Annotated in this window: 15 protein-coding genes; 14 read left to right on the top strand and 1 reads right to left on the bottom strand. The window is 39.6% G+C overall.

The genetic code is table 11. The annotated features are described in order from the left end of the window. Positions 1-2: 2 nt before the first annotated feature. From O3601_RS01535 to yaaA, 8 genes are all read left to right on the top strand, one after another. On the top strand, positions 3-1,613 hold the full coding sequence (locus O3601_RS01535; RefSeq protein ID WP_371470603.1) for a hypothetical protein: 1,611 nt from the start codon (positions 3-5) through the stop codon (positions 1,611-1,613). Position 1,614: 1 nt separating this feature from the next. Continuing rightward, entirely contained in the window at positions 1,615-2,646 is a 1,032-nt protein-coding gene (locus O3601_RS01530; protein WP_371470602.1) for an acyltransferase family protein, read from the top strand. Further along, positions 2,639-3,610: a glycosyltransferase family 2 protein gene (locus O3601_RS01525; protein ID WP_371470600.1), complete on the top strand. Its 972-nt coding sequence runs from the start codon at positions 2,639-2,641 to the stop codon at positions 3,608-3,610. Before O3601_RS01530 ends, O3601_RS01525 begins: the two co-directional genes overlap by 8 nt. Positions 3,611-3,848: 238 nt before the next feature. Continuing rightward, a complete protein-coding gene (locus O3601_RS01520) occupies positions 3,849-6,545 on the top strand; it encodes a cation-translocating P-type ATPase (protein WP_371470598.1) in 2,697 nt (898 codons plus the stop codon). A gap of 114 nt (positions 6,546-6,659) precedes the next feature. Then, positions 6,660-7,070, top strand: coding sequence for a peptide deformylase (locus O3601_RS01515; protein ID WP_371470597.1), 411 nt, complete (start codon positions 6,660-6,662; stop codon positions 7,068-7,070). Between the two features lie 11 nt (positions 7,071-7,081). Beyond that, entirely contained in the window at positions 7,082-8,677 is a 1,596-nt protein-coding gene (locus O3601_RS01510; RefSeq protein ID WP_371470595.1) for a hypothetical protein, read from the top strand. 64 nt (positions 8,678-8,741) lie between these two features. Continuing rightward, complete coding sequence (locus O3601_RS01505) at positions 8,742-8,906, top strand: YczI family protein (protein WP_371470593.1); 165 nt, start codon at positions 8,742-8,744, stop codon at positions 8,904-8,906. 78 nt (positions 8,907-8,984) lie between these two features. Continuing rightward, complete coding sequence (gene yaaA, locus O3601_RS01500) at positions 8,985-9,713, top strand: peroxide stress protein YaaA (protein ID WP_371470592.1); 729 nt, start codon at positions 8,985-8,987, stop codon at positions 9,711-9,713. A 121-nt stretch (positions 9,714-9,834) separates the two neighbouring features. On the opposite strand, the gene O3601_RS01495 is transcribed toward yaaA, so the two are convergent. After that, positions 9,835-10,383, bottom strand: a complete 549-nt coding sequence (locus O3601_RS01495) for an NADPH-dependent FMN reductase (protein WP_371470590.1) — start codon at positions 10,381-10,383, stop codon at positions 9,835-9,837. A 421-nt stretch (positions 10,384-10,804) separates the two neighbouring features. Between O3601_RS01495 and O3601_RS01490 the strand changes: the two genes are divergently transcribed. The 6 genes from O3601_RS01490 to O3601_RS01465 form a co-directional block, all read left to right on the top strand. Beyond that, a complete protein-coding gene (locus tag O3601_RS01490) occupies positions 10,805-12,001 on the top strand; it encodes an MFS transporter (RefSeq protein WP_371470589.1) in 1,197 nt (398 codons plus the stop codon). Between the two features lie 290 nt (positions 12,002-12,291). Then, positions 12,292-12,780 (top strand): DUF5590 domain-containing protein, encoded by a 489-nt coding sequence (locus O3601_RS01485; RefSeq protein WP_371470588.1) that lies wholly within the window; start codon positions 12,292-12,294, stop codon positions 12,778-12,780. Beyond that, complete coding sequence (locus O3601_RS01480; RefSeq protein ID WP_371470586.1) at positions 12,777-13,964, top strand: pyridoxal phosphate-dependent aminotransferase; 1,188 nt, start codon at positions 12,777-12,779, stop codon at positions 13,962-13,964. The genes O3601_RS01485 and O3601_RS01480 overlap by 4 nt, the downstream gene beginning before the upstream one ends. After that, complete coding sequence (locus O3601_RS01475) at positions 13,957-14,322, top strand: VOC family protein (RefSeq protein WP_261047047.1); 366 nt, start codon at positions 13,957-13,959, stop codon at positions 14,320-14,322. The genes O3601_RS01480 and O3601_RS01475 overlap by 8 nt, the downstream gene beginning before the upstream one ends. A gap of 19 nt (positions 14,323-14,341) precedes the next feature. Further along, entirely contained in the window at positions 14,342-15,685 is a 1,344-nt protein-coding gene (asnS, locus tag O3601_RS01470; protein WP_000167160.1) for an asparagine--tRNA ligase, read from the top strand. Between the two features lie 285 nt (positions 15,686-15,970). Then, positions 15,971-23,768: MucBP domain-containing protein (locus O3601_RS01465; protein WP_371470585.1), on the top strand; the 7,798-nt coding region annotated here is incomplete at its 3' end.

Here is a 23,768-nt window from a genome sequence, read left to right as displayed (position 1 = left end):
TAATGATAAATAAAAATATGGTCAGTAGGCTACTTAACTTAAGTTTTTTATTTTTGCCATTTTTATTTTTTTATTTCTATATATCAATGAGAGGTTTTGAATATCCTGTTGTAGATGATATCATGGTAAATCAAACAATATTATCTGGGGAAAATATGTTATTACCTTATATGGGAATTCTGTTATCTTCCGGTTTAGTTTTATTGCAACAAATTTTTACAAATTGGAATATTTATTTTTGTTTTTTAGTTAGTATTTACTGTATTAGTTTTGGTGTCTATGCAATCTTTTTTTATAAGAAAAAACTGCATCTTTTGATTCCAATAGTGTTTATAGCTCAATTGATACTTATTAAATATTTTTCTTTTTCCGTTATTGCATATTTGTCAACTACAGCGGCTACTTTTTTACTATTTGATAAAAAGTACATTTCAGGACTATTATTATTGTTCATTGGTTTATCAATTAGACCACAAATAATATCTAGTTTTATCTTACTTTTATTACCGTTTCTGCTCTTCGAGTGGATATCTTCTAAAAAAAGAAAAGAGATTGTTTTATTATTTAGCGTCATTTTACTGATTTTTGCTTCCAATAAACTATATACACTAGGGAAAGCTGACGTACAGGAGTATTTGACATGGAATACCCTAAGTACGAATTTGAGAGATTATCCTGCTATTGAGTATCAAAGACATGCGAATGAATTTGAAGCTTTGGGAGTAAGTGAGAATGATTTGAATGTCTCCACCTATTGGTTATTTGCTGAAAAAAAAGCCTTAAGCAATACTCTTTTAACAAACATTCAATCTGTTCGTACTCTTTCAGAAAAATACTCGTTTAATCTGCCTCAGATGATATCAGATTTTTTTAAGAATAGTATTCTGACAACCTTCTTTTTAATGCTGATTAGTTGGTTTTTGATTTTTAAACCTAAGAAACTATATGGGTGGTTTGTACCTATTTTCCCTTTACTTTTAATTGGAGCTCTTTTTGTTAGACAGAGGGTAGTGGAGAGAGTATATATCCCTCTAATAGTATGTTTCTTATTAGTATTTATTTACTATGCTCGATCATTTTATGAAAAAAGAAGACTATTTGATAAGAGGAAGGTATTCCTTAGCATACAAATAGTGGGAATACTAGGAGGAACAGTATGGATAAATAAGCTTGGACAAGAACTGTATTGGTTTCCCTATATTCAATCGTCAGTAGTATCAGAGTACCAGTCTCTTGTACAAAGGAATTCGAATAAGCTTATTGTTATCGGTGGATATAACACTTTGGTATCTTCACAGCCCACATTGTCAACATTTAAGTTAAGATCTAATCAGTTAGTTACAAATACGACAACACTGGGAAATTGGCAAACTTTTTCTCCTCATTATTATCAACAAATGAAGAGATACGGAGTTGAAGAACCTGAAAACCTGTTGTCTTCTGCAATCAACAATCAGAATATTCTCTTCTTTTGGTCCACTTCCTCGGGGAATATGGAAAGTGTTAAAAAAATTATGAAAGAACATTATCAAAAGGATGTTTACTTCGAAGAAGTTGAATCTGTAACTTCAGATATGAGCGTTTATCAATTAAAATTAGGAACAGGAGGATAGTATGAAGAACCGAATTGGTTACATAGATATGTCTAAAGGTTTAGCGATTATATTAGTTATCATTGGACATAGTAGTTTCGTTCCAAATAATGCTAAGTTGCTTCTCTATGCATTCCACATACCATTGTTCTTTTTCTTATCTGGTTTTACTTTGAATGTTAGAAAGTATGAAACTTTCTCAGGCTATTTTTTAAATAAGTTGAAGGGGTTAGTCGTTCCATTTTTCTTGTTGAATAGTTTTGTGTTTCTGTTTCAACTTTTCGTCATGTACCCTGATCAAGTTTTAAGTTTTAATATTCTTCATTTTATAAAACAATTACTGCTTTCAGATCGTTTACATATTTATTTTCAATTGTGGTTTTTGAATGTTTTGTTTTTGGCTCATGTTTTCAGCTACTTTATTTTAAAGAGAAGATGGAATTTGGGACAGTGGGTGATAATAATCCTATCTCTCTTGGTTTTAGTTTATCTCGGACAGAAGGTATATGAGAGGGAGTATTATTTAATTTGGAATATTGATTTAGTTCCTGTTGCTATGATTTTTATCTTTTTAGGAGTGTGGACTAAAAATAATTTACATCAATTAGAAAAGTATTTTTCAATTTACTTTTTACCGATAGGACTTATTCTTACCAATTACAGTAGTAAACTAAACTATCGATTGAGTGGCTATCAAATTGTTGATTTGTATTATCAGCAAATTGGGAATCATTTCTTATTTTATTTGGCAGCTATTTCAGGAATTTGGAGTGTTCTTATATTTTTTAAAACACTACCAGAGAGTTCCATATTGAAATCAATTGGACAAAAAACATTGATTTATTATGGAGTGCATTCTCCGATAGTTCTGGTATTGGTAGAAAAATTAGTCAAAGAGTTGTCTACTAAATATACTGGAATTTTTGTGAATCAATATATAACGACAGTTTTTGTAGTTATATTAACAATTTTTGGCTGTGAATTGATAGTCAGGATGTTTAGAGGAACTAACTTTCCTTTTGGGATAAAAAGATTAGGAGAAAGAGATGAGTAGACAGAAGCCAATTCTATATATAGTTGTTCCATGTTACAACGAAGAGCAAGTCTTACCCCATACTAATCCAATGTTTGTTGAAAAAATTGAGCAATTAGTAAAGAAAGAAGAAATACATCCCCATAGTAAAATCATGTATGTAAATGATGGTAGTAAGGATCGGACTTGGGAACTGATTGAAAGTTATGCTAAATCTATTCCTTATGTGGTTGGTGTGTCACAAAGTCGTAATAGGGGGCATCAAAGTAGTGTTCTTGCAGGTATGTATGAGGCTATTCAGTTTGCTGATATTGTTATTACCATCGATGCTGATGGGCAAGATGATATCAATTGTATGGACAAAATGATTGAAGAATATAAAAGTGGTTCTGAAATTGTATATGGTGTACGTGATAACCGTGATACGGACTCTGCTTTTAAACGAATTACAGCTGAAGGTTTCTATAAGGTGCTACGCCTATTTGGAGCAGAAGTTGTTTTTAATCATGCCGACTATCGATTGGTTTCTAAAAGATTCTTGAAGGAATTAGAAAAATTCACTGAAGTTAATCTTTTTCTTCGTGGTTTAATGCCTTTAGTGGGTTTTAAATATTCTTATGTTTCATATAAACGCCATGAACGAATTGCTGGTGAGAGCCATTATCCATTATCTAAAATGCTTGGTTTGGCTATGGATGGTATTACCAGTTTATCGATCAAACCAATTCGGTTGATTACCAGTCTAGGTGTTTTGACGTCACTCTTTAGCTTTCTATTGATTATTTGGGTTTTATGGAGCAAGTTTGCTGGTTCGGTTGTGGCAGGGTGGGCCAGCACTTATGCAATAGTCAGTTTACTTGGTGGGGTTCAATTGATTAGTTTGGGCGTAATTGGCGAGTATGTTGGAAAGATTTATCTAGAAACGAAACGTCGTCCGAGATATATCATTAGTGACCGTACTTTTGACAAGGATAGAATTTCATAGGATTTTTAATCCTTGAAAACTTTTCAAAATTTGGTATAATAGTACTACTCAAGGGAGTAGCTGGCAGAAACCTGTGATAGTGTCGTCATTCCGAATTTTATACTGAAAAGTATGCTTTCCGGCACTATCTTAAACAGCGAGACTTGTTATGATTAACAGGTCTCTTTTTGTTTGTCGCGAAAAGATGCGATGAGGGAAAAGAGAGTCTGTTTTGCACACAATGTCAAGGAGGAGACACATGTCAAAAGAACAAAAACGCCAAGCGTTTTATACTCAGAGTCCTGAAGAGGTCTTGAAGGCTGTGGATGCGACCGAGCAAGGTTTGTCATCAAGTGAGGCGGAAAAGCGCCTTGCAGAATTTGGCCACAATGAACTCGAAGAAGGTGAGAAACGATCAATTCTGGTCAAATTTATCGAGCAATTTAAGGATTTGATGATTATCATCCTAGTTGCAGCAGCAATCTTGTCAGTTGTGACTTCTGGTGGGGAAGATATCGCAGATGCCATTATCATTTTAGCCGTGGTTATCATTAACGCTGCCTTTGGTGTTTACCAAGAAGGAAAAGCAGAAGAAGCTATCGAAGCCCTCAAATCCATGTCTAGTCCAGCTGCCCGCGTTCTTCGTGATGGGCATATGGCGGAGATTGACTCTAAAGAATTGGTACCAGGAGATATTGTTGCTCTCGAAGCAGGTGACGTGGTGCCAGCAGACCTACGTTTGCTAGAAGCCAACTCTCTTAAAATAGAAGAAGCAGCTCTTACAGGTGAGTCTGTGCCAGTCGAAAAAGACTTGACAGTTGAACTTGCTGCAGATGCTGGTATTGGTGACCGTGTCAACATGGCTTTCCAAAACTCTAACGTAACCTATGGTCGCGGTATGGGTGTTGTTGTCAATACAGGGATGTATACTGAAGTCGGTCACATCGCAGGTATGCTTCAAGACGCTGATGAGACTGATACACCCCTCAAACAAAACTTGAATAACCTTTCTAAGGTCTTGACCTATGCTATCTTGGTTATTGCACTTGTTACTTTTGTAGTTGGTGTTTTCATTCAAGGTAAAAATCCACTCGGTGAGTTGATGACCTCTGTTGCGCTTGCCGTTGCAGCCATTCCAGAAGGGCTACCAGCTATCGTAACTATCGTTCTTGCCCTTGGTACTCAAGTTTTAGCTAAACGTAACTCTATTGTTCGTAAGTTGCCAGCTGTAGAAACTCTTGGTTCAACAGAAATCATCGCTTCTGATAAGACTGGTACGCTGACTATGAACAAGATGACCGTCGAAAAAGTCTTCTACGATGCAGTCCTACATGACTCAGCTGATGACATTGAACTGGGTCTTGAAATGCCGCTTCTTCGTTCAGTTGTCTTGGCAAATGATACGAAAATTGATGTGGAAGGCAACCTGATTGGTGACCCAACCGAAACAGCCTTCATCCAATATGCCTTGGATAAGGGTTACGATGTCAAAGGTTTCTTAGAGAAATATCCACGTGTGGCTGAGTTACCATTTGACTCTGACCGTAAGCTCATGTCAACGGTTCACCCATTGCCAGATGGTCGTTTCCTTGTAGCAGTCAAAGGTGCGCCAGACCAACTTTTGAAACGTTGTGTTCTTCGTGATAAGGCTGGGGATATTGCTCCGATTGATGAGAAGGTTACAAACCTCATTCATACAAACAACTCTGAAATGGCCCACCAAGCCTTGCGTGTCCTTGCAGGTGCTTATAAGATTATTGATAGCATTCCAGAAAATCTCACTTCTGAAGAGCTTGAAAATGATTTAATCTTTACTGGTTTGATTGGGATGATTGACCCTGAACGTCCTGAGGCAGCTGAGGCTGTTCGTGTGGCTAAGGAAGCTGGAATCCGTCCAATCATGATTACGGGTGACCATCAAGATACTGCAGAAGCTATTGCCAAACGTTTGGGAATCATCGATGCAAATGATACAGAAGGCCACGTTTTAACTGGTGCTGAACTCAACGAACTATCTGATGAAGACTTTGAAAAAGTAGTTGGTCAATACTCTGTTTATGCCCGTGTGTCTCCAGAGCACAAGGTTCGTATTGTTAAGGCCTGGCAAAAACAAGGTAAAGTCGTTGCCATGACAGGTGACGGTGTCAATGATGCGCCAGCTCTGAAAACAGCCGACATCGGTATCGGTATGGGAATCACTGGTACAGAGGTTTCTAAGGGGGCATCTGACATGATCCTTGCAGATGATAACTTTGCGACCATCATCGTCGCAGTTGAAGAAGGACGTAAGGTCTTCTCAAACATTCAAAAGACGATTCAGTATCTACTTTCTGCCAATACTGCTGAAGTATTAACCATCTTCCTATCAACCTTGTTTGGTTGGGACGTCTTACAGCCAGTTCATCTCTTGTGGATCAACTTGGTAACGGATACCTTCCCAGCTATCGCTCTGGGTGTTGAACCTGCTGAGCCAGGTGTCATGAACCATAAACCACGTGGACGCAAGGCAAGCTTCTTCTCAGGTGGTGTTTTGAGTTCTATCATCTATCAAGGTGTACTCCAAGCAGCTATTGTTATGAGTGTTTATGGTCTTGCGATTGCTTACCCAGTTCATGTGGGTGACAATCATGCTATTCATGCAGATGCCCTTACTATGGCCTTTGCAACCCTTGGTTTGATTCAGCTCTTCCATGCCTACAATGTGAAATCTGTTTACCAATCCATCTTGACAGTTGGACCATTCAAGTCTAAGACCTTTAACTGGTCTATCTTGGTATCCTTCATCCTTCTCATGGCAACAATCGTCGTAGAACCGCTTGAAGGAATCTTCCACGTAACCAAACTAGACTTGTCTCAATGGGGAATCGTCATGGGCGGAAGCTTCTCAATGATTATCATCGTCGAAATTGTTAAGTTTGTTCAACGTAAACTCGGTTTTGATAAGAATGCGATTTAAAAAAAGTCATCTTCGGATGGCTTTTTGTTACAGCTGAGGGAAAGGGCTTGCAGTTATCAGCTTTTGTGCTATAATTGCTATAATATAGTAAAAAAACAAGAGGAGTGTGATGAAGTGGAAAAGAAAATTGTGAAGGATATTTTGTTTTTATCTCAGGTGTCTCAGCCTGCAAGTCAGGATGATCTCTATCTTGTTAGAGATTTACAGGATACACTATTAGCAAATCGTGAGACCTGTGTTGGGCTGGCTGCCAATATGATTGGGGTGCAGAAGTGCGTGATTATCTTTAATCTTGGCTTGGTTCCCATGGTCATGTTTAACCCAGTGCTCCTGTCCTCTGAAGGACCTTATGAGACAGAAGAAGGCTGTTTGTCCTTGACGGGTGTGAGACCGACGACCCGTTATGAAACCATAAGGGTTTCCTATCGTGACAGCAAGTGGCAGGAACAGACCATTACCTTGACGGGATTTCCAGCTCAGATTTGCCAGCATGAACTGGATCATTTGGAAGGACGAATCATTTAGGAGGAAAGCAAATGAAACGAATAGTCTTCGAACTTATTTTTATCGCAACGACCTGGTATATCTTTTTACCGCCTCTTAATCTGACCAGCTGGGAATTTCTCTTTTTCCTCTGTGGACATTTGCTGCTTGTGGCAGTCTTATTTGGCTTTGGCAAGGGAATAAATCTGGTCAAAACTGTTCATGTGCGCCACGGCAAGGCGGAAGCTGCTTTAAATTTTGAGGGTTTCAAAATCAATCGGTTAGGGAAAGTTCTTTTAGCTTCTATTGGAGGAATTCTTCTCTTGGCAGGTTTGGTTTCCTTGGTGACTTCCAGCATTTTTCAGGCTAAAAATTATGCCAATGTAGTCACGGTTACGGAAAAAGACTTTACTGAATTTCCTAAGACTGATACCAGTAAGGTTCCTATTCTAGATAGAAGTACTGCTGAGAAAATTGGTGACCGCTACTTGGGTTCCCTAACAGATAAGGTGTCGCAGTACGTAGCGGCAGACACCTATACCCAATTGACGATTGATGGGAAACCTTATCGAGTTACGCCACTAGAATACGCAGATCCTATCAAGTGGTTTAACAATCAGTCCAAGGGAATCGGCGAGTATATCAAGGTGGACATGGTAACCGGGAATGCGGACTTGGTGGACTTGAAGACACCAATCAAGTATTCGGACTCAGAGTATTTTAACCGCGATGTCAAACGCCACCTGCGCTTGAAGTACCCAACTAAAATCTTCAAGACTCCATCTTTTGAGGTGGACGATGAGGGCAATCCTTTCTATGTAGCGACGGTTTACCAAAAGCAATTTGGCTTAGCGGTTCCTCGTCCTGTTTCAGTCATTATCTTGGACGCCACAAATGGAGAGACCAAGGAATACAGCTTATCAGATGTTCCAGAATGGGTGGACAGGGTCTATCCAGCTGAGGAAACTATCGAGCAAATCAACTACAACGGCAAGTACAAGGACGGTTTCTGGAATGCTATGATTTCCAAGAAAAACGTGACCCAGACTACCAAGGGCTATAATTACTTGTCTATCGGTAATGACATCTACCTCTACACAGGTGTGACATCGGCCAATGCAGATGAAAGTAATCTTGGTTTTATCCTAGAAAATATGCGGACAGGAGAAATCACGAAGTACAGCTTGGCTTCTGCGACCGAAGAATCAGCCCGTGAATCAGCCGAAGGTGCTGTTCAGGAGAAATCCTATAAGGCAACCTTCCCAATCCTCATCAACCTCAATGACAAGCCTCTCTACATCATGGGCTTGAAGGACAATGCTGGTTTGGTCAAAGAGTACGCTTTGGTAGACGCAGTCGAGTACCAAAATGTTATCGTAGCTACGACAGTGGAAGAGCTGCTCAGCAAGTACGCCAATAAAAACGACCTTGAAATTGATAATGAAACAACAGAAAGCATCAAGGGTGTGGTAGCAGACCTCAAATCAGCTGTTATCAAGGGGGATACTGTCTACTTCTTTAAAGTTGATGGCAAGATTTATAAGGTTAAGGCGTCTGTATCAGATGATCTTCCTTACCTTGAAAATGGTAAAACCTTCGAAGGTCAAGTAGGAAAAGACAATTATCTCAAGACCTTTAAAGTGCAGTAAAAAAGCTTTATTTAAGAAATATATGTTATAATAAGGTAAATTAAGACTAATGGAGGACAAACAAATGGGTTTTTATGTGATGCTTGCTTCAATGCTACTTGGATTGTTTGCTTTGAAGATAGGTTTTTCTCAGTTCAAGGAGAAAAAAGATAAATTCTTATCTATCTTAACAAGCTTAGCTGGCCTAGCCCTTGTTCTCGTGGCTGTCTGGTTAGGATGGCTCAAATAAACAGAGAAACCTCGGTCAAACCGAGGTTTTTCAGATGAATTTCTTGGTAGTGGCAAAAAAATATGCTACACTATTAATATGAAAATTTTAATCCCAACAGCAAAAGAAATGAACACAGATTTGCTAAGTATCGAGGCAAATCCTTTAAAACCAGAAAGTCAGGCCGTGCTGGATGCCTTGGCTCTCTATTCTGCTAGTCAATTGGAGAATTTTTACAAGGTATCAGCTGAGAAGGCAGCGGAAGAATTTCAAAATATCCAAGCCTTGAAAAGGCAAACTGCTCAACACTACCCAGCCTTGAAACTTTTTGATGGGCTTATGTACCGCCATATCAAGCGAGATAAATTGATCGAGGCAGAACAAGCCTATCTTGAAACTCATGTCTTGATTACCTCGGCTTTGTACGGTGTTGTTCCAGCCTTGTCACCTATGGCACCTCACCGTTTGGATTTTTTGATGAAATTAAAAGTCGCTGGTAAGACTTTGAAGAGCCATTGGAAGGCAGCCTATGATGAAGCTGTGAAGCAGGAAGAAGTGATTTTCTCTCTCTTGTCGTCCGAGTTTGAGACTGTATTTTCTAAGGAAACTAGAGAAAAGATGGTGACCTTCAAATTCATGGAGGATAGAGGTGGTCAGCTGAAAATTCACTCAACTATTTCCAAGAAAGCGCGTGGTGCTTTCCTGACAGCCCTGATAGAAAATCAAGTACAGACGGTTGAGGAAGCTCGTCGCTTAAGCTTTGCAGGATTTACCTACCGAGAAGATCTGTCACAGCCACAGGAATTGGTTTTTGTAAAGGAAGTATGAAAAGATATTTTTATTTGACAATAGGTATCATCAGCTATTTTAGTTTATAAATGAGAAAAAAGCGAACAAGCTAGTCTTCTGAGTGTCAGAAAAGTAGTCTTGTTCGCTTTTATTATATTAGTTACTTGATCGCATTGATCAAGTCTTGAGCTTGTTTATCAAGTGAGTTTAGAACTGTTTCTTCGAGAACCAATTTTCCATCTGCCCAAGCAGAGTCATTGACACGTGCAGCAGTGAAATCGCCAACGACTTGTGTACGGATAAATGGCAAGAGGTCCTTGTAGATAGCAAAGAGTTGATCGTGACCTGCATTGGCTACAGATGATACGGTGACAAACTTGTCTTGAAGGGCAGAAGCGCCACGTGTATCAGATAAGTCAAGGGCACGAGATAGCCAGTCCAGCAAGTTTTTTACTGTTCCAGGGATAGAGAAGTTGTAGACTGGAGAGAAGATCCAGATAGCATTCGCAGCGAGAACTGCTTCACGAGCAGCAGCTACAGCTGGATGTGTTGGAACTTCCAAATCTTGGCTGAAGAGAGGAAGGGCTGAATAATCAAGATAGCTAACTTCCGCTTTATCAGCAAGTGCTTTCTCAGCTTCGAGCGCCATTTGGTGGTTGAAAGAACCTTGGCGTAGTGATCCGACGATAAATAATACTTTTTTAGACATGATGTGTCTCCTTTTTCTTAAATTTCCGAGAAATCTCTCGTTGTTATGAAATATATTACAACAAAACAAAAGGACTTGCAAGAAATTTGCTCAGAGTCTATTTGAGAAATATAAAATTGCTGAAACTCTAGTCATTTGCGACTGGAAAAGTAAGAACTGTTTCTCTTAGATTCCGTATTTCATTTGATTTTCGAAGAGTATTCTAACATTCTCTTGTAATATGATGACATAAGTGCTAAAATAAACAAGAAAACTCGCAATAGAAACCGCAGAACAGCTATTTTCCGGTATCATTTCATAAATCATTAAAGGAACAATAATGGCATTGAAGAATGCTTCTAAAAGGGGTGGAGATCATGTAAGGCAAAGATTAACAAGTGACGGACAAAAGAAATAATAATACACTTGTTAAGGAGAAAAGATGTTAATAAGAAATTATCGGAAAAATATTGGCCTGATGGCCGGAGTTGAGTTTTTTGCATTTCTAGGGATTACCAGTTTTTGGATTCTCTTTCTCAGTCAAAACGGAATGTCTCTTTGGCAGATTGGACTTCTGGAGAGTATTTTTCATACGACCAGTTTTCTCTGTGAAATTCCATCTGGTATGTTAGCTGATCGCTATTCCTATAAGACTAACCTTTATTTAAGTCGAATAGCAGGAATTGTGTCTTCTATTCTTATGTTGGCTGGGCAGGGGAATTTTTGGATTTATGCACTAGCTATGGCGGTGAGTGCCTTGTCTTATAATTTTGATTCAGGAACAAGCGCAGCAATGGTCTATGACTCGGCTGTAGAGGCTGGACTAAAGGAGCGTTACCTATCCATTTCAAGCTTCCTATCAGGAGTGTCAGAAGGAACTCAGTCTTTGGGGACAGTTTTGGCGGGATTTTTTGTCCATGGTCAATTGCACTTGACCTACTATATCATGATTGCGACTTCTATCATAGTTCTTTTCCTGATTTGGATGCTGAAAGAACCAAGTGTCAAGGTAGAAAAAGCTGATAGTGTGACCATGAAACAGATTATTTGGACTGTTAAGGATGAGCTGAGGAGAAATCCCATGCTTTTAAACTGGATGATTTTATCTCAGATTGTCGGAGTACTCATGTGCATGTTTTATTTTTACTATCAAAGTCAGTTACCAGATTTAAGTGGTTGGCAAATTTCAGCAGTTATGCTACTTGGTAGTCTCTTCAATATCGTCGCTGTCTATCTAGCGAGTAAGATTGGAAAGAACTATGCTGCCTTGAAGCTTTTTCCTATTCTCGTCCTGCTGACTGGAGTCACCTATATGCTGTCCTACTTTGGAACACCTCTAATCTATATTCTGATTTATTTGATTAGTAATGCTCTGCATGCTCTTTTTAAGCCGATTTTTGACAATGATTTGCAAGGGCGCCTTCCAAGTGAAGTAAGGGCAACCATGCTAAGTGTCTATTCTATGATGTTTAGCCTAAGTATGATTGTCTTCTTTCCACTGACAGGCTGGTTGATTGACAATTTAGGCTTTGTTGTAGCATTTCTTTATTTAGGATCCTTCTTAGTCATAATTAGCCTTTTACTACCTATCTTTTTAGGAAAAATGGCTAAAAGAATGGATGATAAAGTGATTCCATAAATCAAAAAATTACGAAAACTTGAGTGACAAGCTCAGGTTTTTTAATAGGTTGATTTTGGAGCTGTCTTTACTTTTCTTGCTCGGTTTTAATCAAGAAAAATCTGTTTCCTTTGAAGGAAGAAATAGAATTGGTTTCTTATACTCAATGAAAATCAAAGAGCAAACTAGGAAGCTAGCCGCAGACAGTACTTGGGTACGGCAAGGAGAAGCTGACGTGGTTTGAATTTGATTTTCGAAGAGTATTCTTGCATTCACTTGTAATAAAGCTTAATAGATGGTAAAATAGACGAGTGAAAAAAAGACAAAACAAAGCAAAAAATAATCTACTGTGGCAGTATGGTCTAGGGATGACGATTTTACTTGTGGTTATCAGTGCTTCCTTTCTGTATCTAGTGTTTCTGAGTATGAAACCTTATCAAACAGCTAAAAGTGAAGGAGAAAAATTAGCTCAGCAGTATGCAGGATTAGAGCAGGCTGATCAGGTTGACTTATACAATGGCTTGGAATCCTATTATAGCATTCTTGGTCGTAATAAAAAACAAGAAGCACTTGCTGTCCTGATTGGAAAAGATGACCATAAGATTTACGTTTATCAGCTAAATCAGGGTGTTTCACAAGAAAAAGCAGAAGCTGTTTCTAAGGAAAAAGGAGCTGGCGAGATTGACAAGATTACCTTTGGCCGTTATCAAGATAAGCCAATTTGGGAAGTTAAGTCAGGCTCTGATTTTTATCTAGTAGATTTTGAAACAGGAGCATTGGTCAATAAGGAGGGCCTATGAAACTATCCAAGCGTGTTTTAGAAATGGAAGAAAGTGTGACCTTGGCTGCTGGAGCCCGTGCCAAAGCACTGAAGGCTGAGGGAAGAGATATTTTGTCTCTAACCTTGGGTGAGCCAGATTTCACTACTCCAAAAAATATCCAAGATGCCGCCATTGCATCGATTCAAGATGGGCGTGCTTCTTTTTATACAGTAACCTCAGGTCTGCCAGAACTTAAGGCGGCGGTTAATACCTATTTTGAGCGCTTTTATGGCTATTCTGTAGCGCCAAATCAAGTGACAGTCGCTGCTGGAGCCAAATATTCTCTCTATACCTTCTTTATGGCCGTGGTCAATCCAGGTGATGAAGTCATCATCCCAACCCCATACTGGGTCAGTTATGGAGATCAGGTCAAGATGGCAGAGGGGGTGCCAGTCTTTGTTCCTGCTAAGGAAGACAATCACTTTAAGGTGACCGTAGAGCAGTTGGAAGCGGCTCGCACAGACAAGACCAAGGTTTTGGTGCTGAATTCGCCATCCAATCCGACAGGTATGATTTACACCCGTGAGGAACTCTTGGCAATCGGGAACTGGGCTGTAGAAAAGGACATTCTCATCCTAGCAGATGATATCTATGGTCGCTTAGTCTATAATGGCCATGAATTCACACCGATTTCTAGCCTATCCGAAGCGATTCGCAAGCAAACAGTGGTCATCAATGGTGTGTCTAAAACCTATGCTATGACTGGTTGGCGTATTGGCTATGCCGTCGGAGAAGTAGACATTATCTCGGCCATGTCCAAGATTGCAGGTCAAACAACCTCTAATCCGTCAGCAGTAGCCCAGTATGCAGCAGTTGAGGCCCTATCAGGGGAGCAAGATACTGTAGAAAGCATGCGTCAGGCCTTTGAGGAACGACTAAACACCATCTATCCCCTTCTTGCGGAAGTGCCAGGATTTGAAGTGGTCAAACCGCAAGGAGCCTTCTATCTCTTCCCAAATGTCAAAAAGGCAATGGAGATGAAAGGCTATACGGATGTGACAGAATTTACAACCGCTATCCTAGAAGAAGCTGAAGTGGCCTTGGTAACAGGAGCAGGATTTGGAGCTCCAGAAAATGTCCGCCTCAGCTATGCGACAGACCTAGACACGCTTAAAGAAGCAGTTAGTCGCTTGAAAGCATTTATGGGGAGTGAGAATGATTGATCATTTTGAAATTAAGGTAAAGGATTTACAAATTTCAGAAGGATTTTATAGGAGTTTTCTTGCCCCTTTGGGCTATAAATTAGCTTTTAAGACTACTTCTCTAATCAGTTTTCTTGCCCCAAACAGCCCTCATCCTGGTGGTGATTTTTGGCTGGCTCAGGGGACACAAGATCCTATTCACTTTGCTTTTTTAGCAGAAAATAAGGAAGAGGTTCAAGCTTGTTATGAGGCTGGCTTAGAGGCAGGTGGGCGAGACAATGGGGCTCCTGGTTATCGCAGTGAGCAACCGATTTACTACGCTGCTTTTGTGATTGACCCAGATGGGAACAATATAGAAGTGGTTTGCCATAAAGAATAAAAAAGAAAAAGGAAAAATAATGACAAAACGTGTAACGATTATTGATGTAAAAGACTATGTTGGTCAAGAAGTGACGATTGGCGCTTGGGTTGCCAACAAATCAGGAAAAGGGAAAATCGCCTTCTTGCAATTGCGTGATGGAACAGCCTTCTTCCAAGGTGTAGCCTTTAAACCAAACTTTGTAGAAAAATTTGGTGAAGAAGTGGGGCTTGAGAAGTTTGATGTTATCAAACGCTTGAGCCAAGAAACGTCTGTCTATGTGACAGGTATTGTCAAAGAAGACGAACGTTCTAAATTTGGTTATGAGTTGGACATTACAGACATCGAAGTGATTGGTGAATCTCAAGACTACCCAATTACACCAAAAGAACACGGAACAGACTTCTTGATGGACAACCGTCACTTGTGGCTCCGTTCTCGTAAGCAAGTAGCGGTGATGCAAATTCGTAACGCTATCATCTATGCAACATATGAGTTCTTTGACAAGAACGGTTTCATGAAGTTTGATAGCCCAATTCTTTCAGGAAATGCGGCTGAAGATTCAACGGAACTCTTTGAAACTGACTACTTTGGAACGCCAGCTTACTTGAGCCAATCAGGTCAGCTTTACCTAGAAGCAGGAGCTATGGCCCTTGGCCGTGTCTTTGACTTTGGTCCAGTATTCCGTGCTGAAAAATCAAAAACGCGCCGTCACTTGACTGAGTTCTGGATGATGGACGCAGAGTACTCATACTTGACTCACGATGAGTCACTTGATTTGCAAGAAGCTTATGTAAAAGCTCTTCTACAAGGTGTTCTTGACCGTGCGCCTCAAGCCTTGGAAACCTTGGAACGTGATACAGAACTCTTGAAACGCTACATTGCAGAGCCCTTCAAACGTATCACTTACGATCAAGCCATTGACCTCTTGCAAGAACATGAAAATGATGAAGATGCTGACTACGAGCATCTTGAGCATGGCGATGACTTTGGTTCACCACACGAAACTTGGATTTCAAACCACTTTGGTGTGCCAACATTTGTCATGAACTACCCAGCAGCCATCAAGGCCTTCTACATGAAACCAGTTCCTGGAAATCCAGAGCGCGTGCTTTGTGCAGACTTGCTTGCTCCAGAAGGTTACGGAGAAATCATCGGTGGTTCTATGCGTGAGGAAGACTACGATGCCCTTGTTGCTAAGATGGATGAACTTGGCATGGACCGTACAGAGTATGAATTCTACCTTGACCTTCGTAAATACGGTACAGTTCCACACGGTGGATTTGGTATCGGTATCGAGCGTATGGTAACCTTCGCAGCAGGAACAAAACACATCCGTGAAGCCATTCCATTCCCACGTATGTTGCATCGTATCAAACCATAAGAACAGGAAAACGCCCATGTGGCGTTTTTTTATGGAAAGCTCTAGAAACGAAAGGAAATATTATCAGGTATAGTGGATTGAAACAATAAATATATAGACATGAAACTTGAATTAATAATATTCGCATGATACAATATTAAGTGACATTGATAATTATTGGGCAACCCTTTTTAAGATGATAACCTCTTAATATTGCTAAAAAATTTAAGGGGGGGGGGGCTTTTTATTTGTCTGCATATTTCAATTCAATATTAAAAAACATGCATAAAGGAGGTTCTAAGTCTAATGAAGGGAAAACAGCAAGATTTTAGAACGGAAAAGTATATACGTTACGGTATTCGTAAGTATAGTTTCGGTGCGGCATCGGTAGCGATTGCGGCTGGTTTGATGTTTCTTGGAGCTGGTGCGGTATCAGCAACTGAACAAAATCCAGTTTCAGATTCCAAAGAAAATATTCAGAAAGTAGGAAATACTTCTCTAGAATTGGGAGAAAGTAATATTCAGTTGACAGAAAAGACAGCTGAAACACCTAAGAAAGAAGAAGTTAAAGTAAATAAGTCACTTCTTGAAACGAGTATTTCAAATTTAGAGTCTGCATTATCAAATGCTAAGTATGCGGATGCCTCAGTTGTAGCCAATGTTCGTGAAGCTTTAGCTACTGCGAAAGCTGTTTTGGCAAATGAAGATGCCAAGCAAGAAGAGGTAAATGTTCAAAAAGAGATTCTTTCTGCATTGGGAACAGTTGTAACTGAATCAAACAAACTAGGACTAGAGAAAGAACAGGCTGATAAGGATAAGGCGGCTAAAGAAGAAGTTGAAAAGAAAGCTACTCCAGCTGAAAAAGCTCTTTCAGAAGCTAAATCGGAACTCGATAAAGTTACATCAGAAGCAGATGTAACCAATACACTTGCGGTTACAGAACTTCGTAAGGAGGAAGTAGCAGAAGAGAGTCGAGCAGCAATTGAAGCGGCGGTAGCCAAGAACCAAGCTGTACTTAACGAATCAAAAGTACTTTTAGCTGATAAGAGTGTCACAAAGGAACAAGTGGATGCTCAACTTTCACGCTTGAATGAGTCTATCCTTGCGGTTTATAGTGAACTGAAAAAAGCAGGAATTGGTCGTGATGGGAAGTTTGCTGTAGCCTTGGCAGCACAAGATTTCTACGCTGAATCAATCGTCAATGCAAATGGTACACGTACTACTCATTCTAATTCTGTTACTGAAGCAACTGCTACAGGTAAAGATATTTATAAATTCACTCCTGAAGGGAAATTAACTACTGACGGTTTTGCAGCTGCAGGAGAGTTGAATCCCTATACTCATGTAACTGGTGGGACTGCTGAAGGTTTAGAAGTTGTTGTCTATTCTAATCAACGTGATGGTTCAGAAACCAACCCTGCAAATGGTTTATGGAGCCAGAATGGTAAAGGTCACAATAACAAGGGACGTATGGATTATCCCCTTACTCCGGAAATGGCTAAAAAACTAGCCAAAGAAGCAGAGTTGTGGAAAAGTCAACTTCGTCCAAGTGGATCGCGAATCGGAGGTGGTTCTGCTAGTGTATACTCAAATAATGGAGCTTACGAATTCCTTGCAACAGAAATCTATAAATTGGGATATGAGCAAGGAATTGATCGTGTGTATATCCCAGGAATCAAGTCTCGATTTGGAGTGACAGCTGAAGCAGCTGAAAAAGGTTGGTCTCTTACAGGTATTGATGGTTCAACAGGTGCTGCTACACCTTTCAATCTACCTAATGGTCTTGTGTATGATGCTACAAACGATGTTATCGAAGGGATTATTACAAGTAGTATTGAAAATGGGGTACAAGACTTCAGAGCTAATGTAACCTTTACAAACAGCAAAACGGGTGCAGTAGTAAAAACTCGATTTGTAAATATGCGTTTGGGTTGGGTAGGTTGGATGGATACAACTCCACCAACGTTCGCATCAGATAATGCAGTATACGAACGTACAGTTGGTCAAGACATTGATATTGATCTCAAGTATCAAGATGCATCAGGTGCTCGTACAATGCGCAATCAAGGTGCGAACGTATCTTATACTAAAGCTGATGGGACGACAACAACCATTCGTCAACAATATGGAACTGCTGTCACTGGTATTGCTGGTGTCAATGTAAATAATCGAACTCAAGTTCTTAATGAGACGGCAACAACAATTCCAGGTGTTAACTACCAGATGGATCCAGCTAATAGAGCGCAGTCTGATTCTGTTGATGGTCAAAATACATATAATGCTCCTGCTAAATTGTCTGGTGCCTTGACTGAAGCAGGTGTGTTTTATGTAGCAACTTTTGCTAAAGATTACAATAATAATGGAAGTTCTTCAAATACACAGTGGATTCAATCTGGTCAGGAAACACAAGGAAATATTACAGTTGCCGTTAAACCAAAAGTAGAAGCTTTGAATATTGAAACCTACTCAGAAACTGTTCCTGTGACTATTTCTAAAGGTGCAACAAACGCTGTAATTACCATGCCAGATGGAACGAAGACAGTGCTTCAAAATCAAAATGGAAGTTGGGTTGTGGTTGCATCGGGAGAAGATGTAGATGGCAATGCAGTAACGACAACCAATAAGGCAGCAGTAGTAGGCACAAATTTGGGTACAGTAGGTGAAAAAATTAATGTTCCAGTTACACAAGCTGCAACTGCAACAGCTGGAGTGAATAACATCAAGGCTGAAGCAATCACTGAAAATGTCAAGGCTACTTTCCTACGTAATAAGGTAACGCTGACAGATGTGGATGCTACGATTCATGAAGCTACATTGAACTCTACAACTGGTCATTGGGAGCTTCCATCAGACTATTCTACTGTTCAGACTACGCATACAGACGGGACATATACATTAACTAAACGCCAAGTCTATACTGAGGCTCAATTAGATGGTTCTCAAGACTTCTATATCTATACATACACACGTACATTTGAAGCAAACGGAACAATTAAGAGTGTTGATTCGGTAACTCGTCATAAAACAGCAGTTGCAAGTAAAAATGCAACATCTGCAGATGGAATGTCTGTAACAGTAACTTATGATAAGTATACAGATGCGTGGGCTGCTTCAGATGGTTCTACTGTGACAGCTACTAAACTTGGAGATTCATCATGGGACATCAAGACTTCATCAGGATTTGGTGGTGAAGTTCGTGCTCGCAAAGCAACAAGCACAGATGTTGCGACTATCATTAACACAAAACCAACTGCAACATCAACAAGCTATGAATCAACTAAGGGAACAACTGTTGACCTTCGTAATGCGGCACAAGCTGCAGTTACGATTGCAGATAAAGAAGATACTGCTCATAGTAAAACGACTTACATTACTCGTTTGACAGTAACATCACCATCTGGAGCTCAAAAAGTATATGATACAAAGACAGATGCTGCAACTTACACATTAGCTAGTAACTATGTTTTATCAGAAGTGGGTGTGTATAAAGTTGTTGTAGATGTGATTGATAGTAACGGAAATGTTGTTACGGCTACTTTGGATGGTACAGATTCAGGTACAGATTCAGGTGCAGGTTCATCTGTAGCTCAAACAACTTACACCATTACGGTTAAGGATACGATTGTAGGTCACAATGTTACATCATCTGATATCCAAGGAGCTACTCAAACAGGAACACCAACCTTTACTTCTGTAGGTGACGGTTCAACCATCTCACCAAGTGCAACATCACCAGCTAAGTTGGTTGCCGCTGATGGTAATCTAGTTGAGACTTTAAAAGTTGCAAATGAGGGAACTTATACAATTAACCCAGAAACAGGTGTTGTAACCTTCGAACCACTTCCAACATTCACAGGACCAGCAACTCCAGTAACTGTTAAACTAACTGCAATTCTAGGTACAGATGCTAATAATGCTAATATTACTGCAACTGCGACAGCTACTTACACACCAACAGTAGTTCCAGTAAAACCAACAGCAGTAGCGTCTCAAACAACTGGACCTCAAGGGAAAGCCCAAACTTCTGCTATTAAGTTTGACGCAGCAGATACAGATGATACAACTGTGAACTTTGCTAAAGGAACAGTTGCTATTGATGCAAATACAACAAAATCTGTTTATCTTAATACAGCGTCAGTAACTCTTCTTAATGCAAACGGTGAAGCTGTAACATCTGTAACAGTTGAAAATGAGGGAACTTATACACTGGATAAAGCGACAAATGTTATTACATTCCAACCAATCGCAACATTCACTGGAACTGTTACAAAACCAGTTAGTGTACGTATTGCAGATGCGAATGGTACTACTGTAACAACTACTTACACACCAACTGTCACAGATGTAACTATAACAGCTGAAAATGCAACATCTACAGACGTTCAAGGTAAAACACAAACTGGAACACCAGAATTTAAAACATCAGATCCATCAGTAACGATTGCAACACGTCAGTTGATTGATCCAACAACGATGCAACCAACTACTAGTGTTACAATTGCAAATGAAGGAACATACACAATTGATCCAAAAACAGGTGTTGTAACCTTTGTACCAGTCCCAACATTTACTGAAGAAGGAACAGGAGTAACTGTTCAAGCAACAGACTCAAATGGTGAGACAGCAACAGCTACTTATAAACCAACTGTAACACCAATCACGATTACTGGTGAAAATGTAACATCTAAGAATATCCAAGGTGAACAGCAGTCAGAAACACCACGCTTCTCATCATCAGATGATAGTGCTCCAGTATCAAATTACAAACTTGTAGATCCAGCTACTGGAAACCCAACGACTGCAACTTCAATGACTGTTGAAAATGTTGGTACATATACAATTGATTCAACAACAGGTGTAGTAACATTCCAACCAGTTGCAACTTATAAAGGAACACCAGCACCAGTAACAGTTCAAGCATCAGCCACTATTACTAATGAAAAAGGTGAATCAACAGTCATCACAGGTACAGCTGCTTATACTCCAACAGTAGTTCCTGTAGTCCCAACAGCTAAAGAATCAGCTACAGCTGGTAAGCAAGGTCAAACGCAAACGTCACAAATTATTTTTGATACTCCTGATACAGATGCTACAACTTTGAACTTTGCTAAAGGAGAAACATCTGAAGTATTAGGTGAAGATGGTCAACCAAAATCAGTAGCTCTTGATAAGAGTACTTTGACACTTCTTGATGCGAACGGAAGTTCTGTAACCACAGTTACGGTTGATGGTGAAGGAACTTACACTCTTGATAAAACAACTAATGTCATTACATTCCAACCAACTGAAGAATTTACAGGCAAAGCTACACCAGTACGTGTACAAATTGCAGATATCAACGGTACTACTGTAACAACTAATTACACTCCAACTGTTGTTGCTGAAGATGGAACGGTTATTGTTGAGTATAAGGATGAAGAAGGTAATATTATCTCTCCTTCAACAACTCCAGTAAATAACGAAAAAGTGACGACTCCGTTCACAACTGAACCAAAAGAAATTCCTGGTTACACTCTTGTTAAAGTGGAAACAACAAACGGTCAGGTTGATGAAGCTACTAAGAAGGTTTCAGGTAAGGTTACAAATGAGCAAACTACTGTGACATATACTTATAGAAAGGATGTTCAAACAGCAACTATTTCTTACTATGATGTGTCAACTGGTGCAGAAGTTGCTATAGATTCAGCTAAAGTTCCAGCAGCAGCTGTTGAGACAGTAGAGGGTGTTTATAAAGGAACTATCGACTTTGTTAATCGTGAAAAAGCAATTGCAGCTCTTGAAAAAGCTGGCTATGCGTTAGTAGAAGATGGTTTCGTTGCAGCAAGGACAGCTGATAAGCTTTTTGATAACGACACAGCGGTGAATCAAAACTTCACGGTAACAGTTAAACAACGTGTGGAACCAGTGACTCCAAATGATGAGAAACCTGTTCCAGGACAACCAGTGGATCCAGAAGATCCAAACTCACCTGTATGGCCAAATACTGCAGAAAATCTTGAGTTAACTAAGACAGTTACTCGTACAATCAAGTACCGCTACAATGATGAAAATGGTAAAGAAGTAACAGCTGATGAAGTTCAAACAGTAACCTTCACACGTAGCGCAAGCGTTAACTTGGTAACAGGAAATGTGGAATACACTGACTGGTCAGCAGCACAAACGCTTGAGGAAGTAGTTTCTCCAGAAGTAGCTAATTATACTTACGATAAGGAAACTGTTCCAAGCCTTGAGGTAACAAACGAGTCAACTGATAGTACAGTATACGTTATCTATAAACCAGTAGCACCAACTACAACACCTGCTACATCAACTGATATCCAAGGTAAGCCACAAACAGGTACTCCAACATATAAACATGCTGATGGAACTGAGTTGAAACCAACAACAGATAATCCAGCTAAGTTCGTTGGAACTGAGGAAACAACTATCCCAGCTACTAAGGATGGTAAGACAGTTGGTACATATACAATCGATCCAACTGGTACAGTAACCTTCACACCAAATAAAGACTTCGTTGGAACACCAGACCCAGCTAAAGTAGTTGTAACAGATCCTACAAATGGTACAACTGTTGAGTCAAGTTACACTCCAACTGTAACCCCAGTTACACCAACAGGTGTAGATACAGGTTCTACAGGTCCTAAGAATACTCCTCAATCTGGTACACCAACATTTGTACCTGGTCATAAAGATGTACCAATGGACAATACTGTTCCTGCTAAATTTGAAGATGGTACAACAAGTAAAACAGTTCCAAACGAAGGAACATATACTGTTGATCCAACAGGTAAGGTAACCTTCACACCAAATAAAGATTTCGTTGGAACTGCAACAGGAGTAACTATTGTACGTAAAGACACAAATGGAACAGAGGTAAAAGCTAAGTATACACCAACTGTTTATGAAGTGAAGTCTGATACACAAGTTGCAACTGTAACTTACAAAGATACTAACGGAACAATTCTTGGTGAAGTGGATATTCTTCAAGGTGATTCTGGTTCTGAAATGAACTACTCTACTGCAGAACGTATCAACGCACTGAAAAAACTTGGCTACGAACTTGTGTCTGATGAATTTACAAAAGCTGATGGCAGCAAGCAATCATTTGATAATGATACAAATGCTGTTCAAAAATTTGTTGTCACTGTTCAACCACGCCTTGTTCCAGTTATTCCAAGTGACGTGACACCAGTCCCAGGTCAACCAGTTAATCCAGAAGATCCAAACTCACCAGTATGGCCTGAAAGCGTTAAGGAATTGACAACTTCAGAAGAAGTAACTCGTACAATTACTTATGTTGATGGAGATGGTAAAGAGGTTACTACTTCTGTGACTTCATCCGTTAAATTTACTCGTGATGCTAAGGTGAACTTGGTGACAGGTGAGGTTACTTACGGCAAATGGAAAGCAGCTACAACTGATGTTCTTTCTGGTAACAAACTTCCACTTGTTAAAGGTTATATTGCAGTAAGTGGAGATATTGAAGAATCTACTAAGGATCAAACTGTTAAGGCTGAAGACAAAGATATCGTTCAAAAAGTTGTCTATAAGAAACTTGGAGCTTGGATTCCAAACGTACCAGGACAAACAAATCCTCCACGTATTGATTATCCAAATGATCCAAACGGTGATCCAACTAAACCAGGTGTACCAACAGAAGATATTGTAATTCCTTATGTTCCAGGTTACATTCCAAGAGATAAAGATGGAAATCCGTTGAAACCAGTTGATCCAGAAGATCCAACAAAAGGTTATGTGCCACCAACATTACCAACTGATCCGAGTCAAGATACACTAATCAACTATACGAAGATTACAACGTCTTATGTGACAGTTGATCCAAATGGTAAAGAAATCTCTATTCCAGATTATCCAACAGTTGAGGGTAACCAACCTAAGAAAGATATCCCAGGTTACCGCTTCGTAGAAACGAAGAAACTGCCAAATGGAGATGTAGAGCATGTCTATGAAAAAGTGAATACATTCTTCAAAGATAAAGAAGGCAATGAGATTCCGAACTATCCAAGTGAGCCAGGCACAGTAGATAAGAAAGACATCCCAGAATACAGATTTGTAGAAACGAATAAGCTACCAAATGGAGATG

Origin of the sequence: Streptococcus sp. 20925_1_69, assembly GCF_041432365.1 — a bacterium.
GTDB lineage: Bacteria > Bacillota > Bacilli > Lactobacillales > Streptococcaceae > Streptococcus.
Note: the sequence above shows the minus strand (reverse complement) of the source record. Positions and strands in the feature narration are given on the sequence as shown.

Coding starts and splice junctions, on each gene's coding strand:
- O3601_RS01535 (WP_371470603.1), top strand. CDS start 3: ATGATAAATAAAAATATGGTCAGTAGGCTACTTAACTTAAGTTTTTTA.
- O3601_RS01530 (WP_371470602.1), top strand. CDS start 1,615: ATGAAGAACCGAATTGGTTACATAGATATGTCTAAAGGTTTAGCGATT.
- O3601_RS01525 (WP_371470600.1), top strand. CDS start 2,639: ATGAGTAGACAGAAGCCAATTCTATATATAGTTGTTCCATGTTACAAC.
- O3601_RS01520 (WP_371470598.1), top strand. CDS start 3,849: ATGTCAAAAGAACAAAAACGCCAAGCGTTTTATACTCAGAGTCCTGAA.
- O3601_RS01510 (WP_371470595.1), top strand. CDS start 7,082: ATGAAACGAATAGTCTTCGAACTTATTTTTATCGCAACGACCTGGTAT.
- O3601_RS01505 (WP_371470593.1), top strand. CDS start 8,742: ATGGGTTTTTATGTGATGCTTGCTTCAATGCTACTTGGATTGTTTGCT.
- yaaA (WP_371470592.1), top strand. CDS start 8,985: ATGAAAATTTTAATCCCAACAGCAAAAGAAATGAACACAGATTTGCTA.
- O3601_RS01495 (WP_371470590.1), bottom strand. CDS start 10,383: ATGTCTAAAAAAGTATTATTTATCGTCGGATCACTACGCCAAGGTTCT.
- O3601_RS01490 (WP_371470589.1), top strand. CDS start 10,805: ATGTTAATAAGAAATTATCGGAAAAATATTGGCCTGATGGCCGGAGTT.
- O3601_RS01480 (WP_371470586.1), top strand. CDS start 12,777: ATGAAACTATCCAAGCGTGTTTTAGAAATGGAAGAAAGTGTGACCTTG.
- O3601_RS01475 (WP_261047047.1), top strand. CDS start 13,957: ATGATTGATCATTTTGAAATTAAGGTAAAGGATTTACAAATTTCAGAA.
- asnS (WP_000167160.1), top strand. CDS start 14,342: ATGACAAAACGTGTAACGATTATTGATGTAAAAGACTATGTTGGTCAA.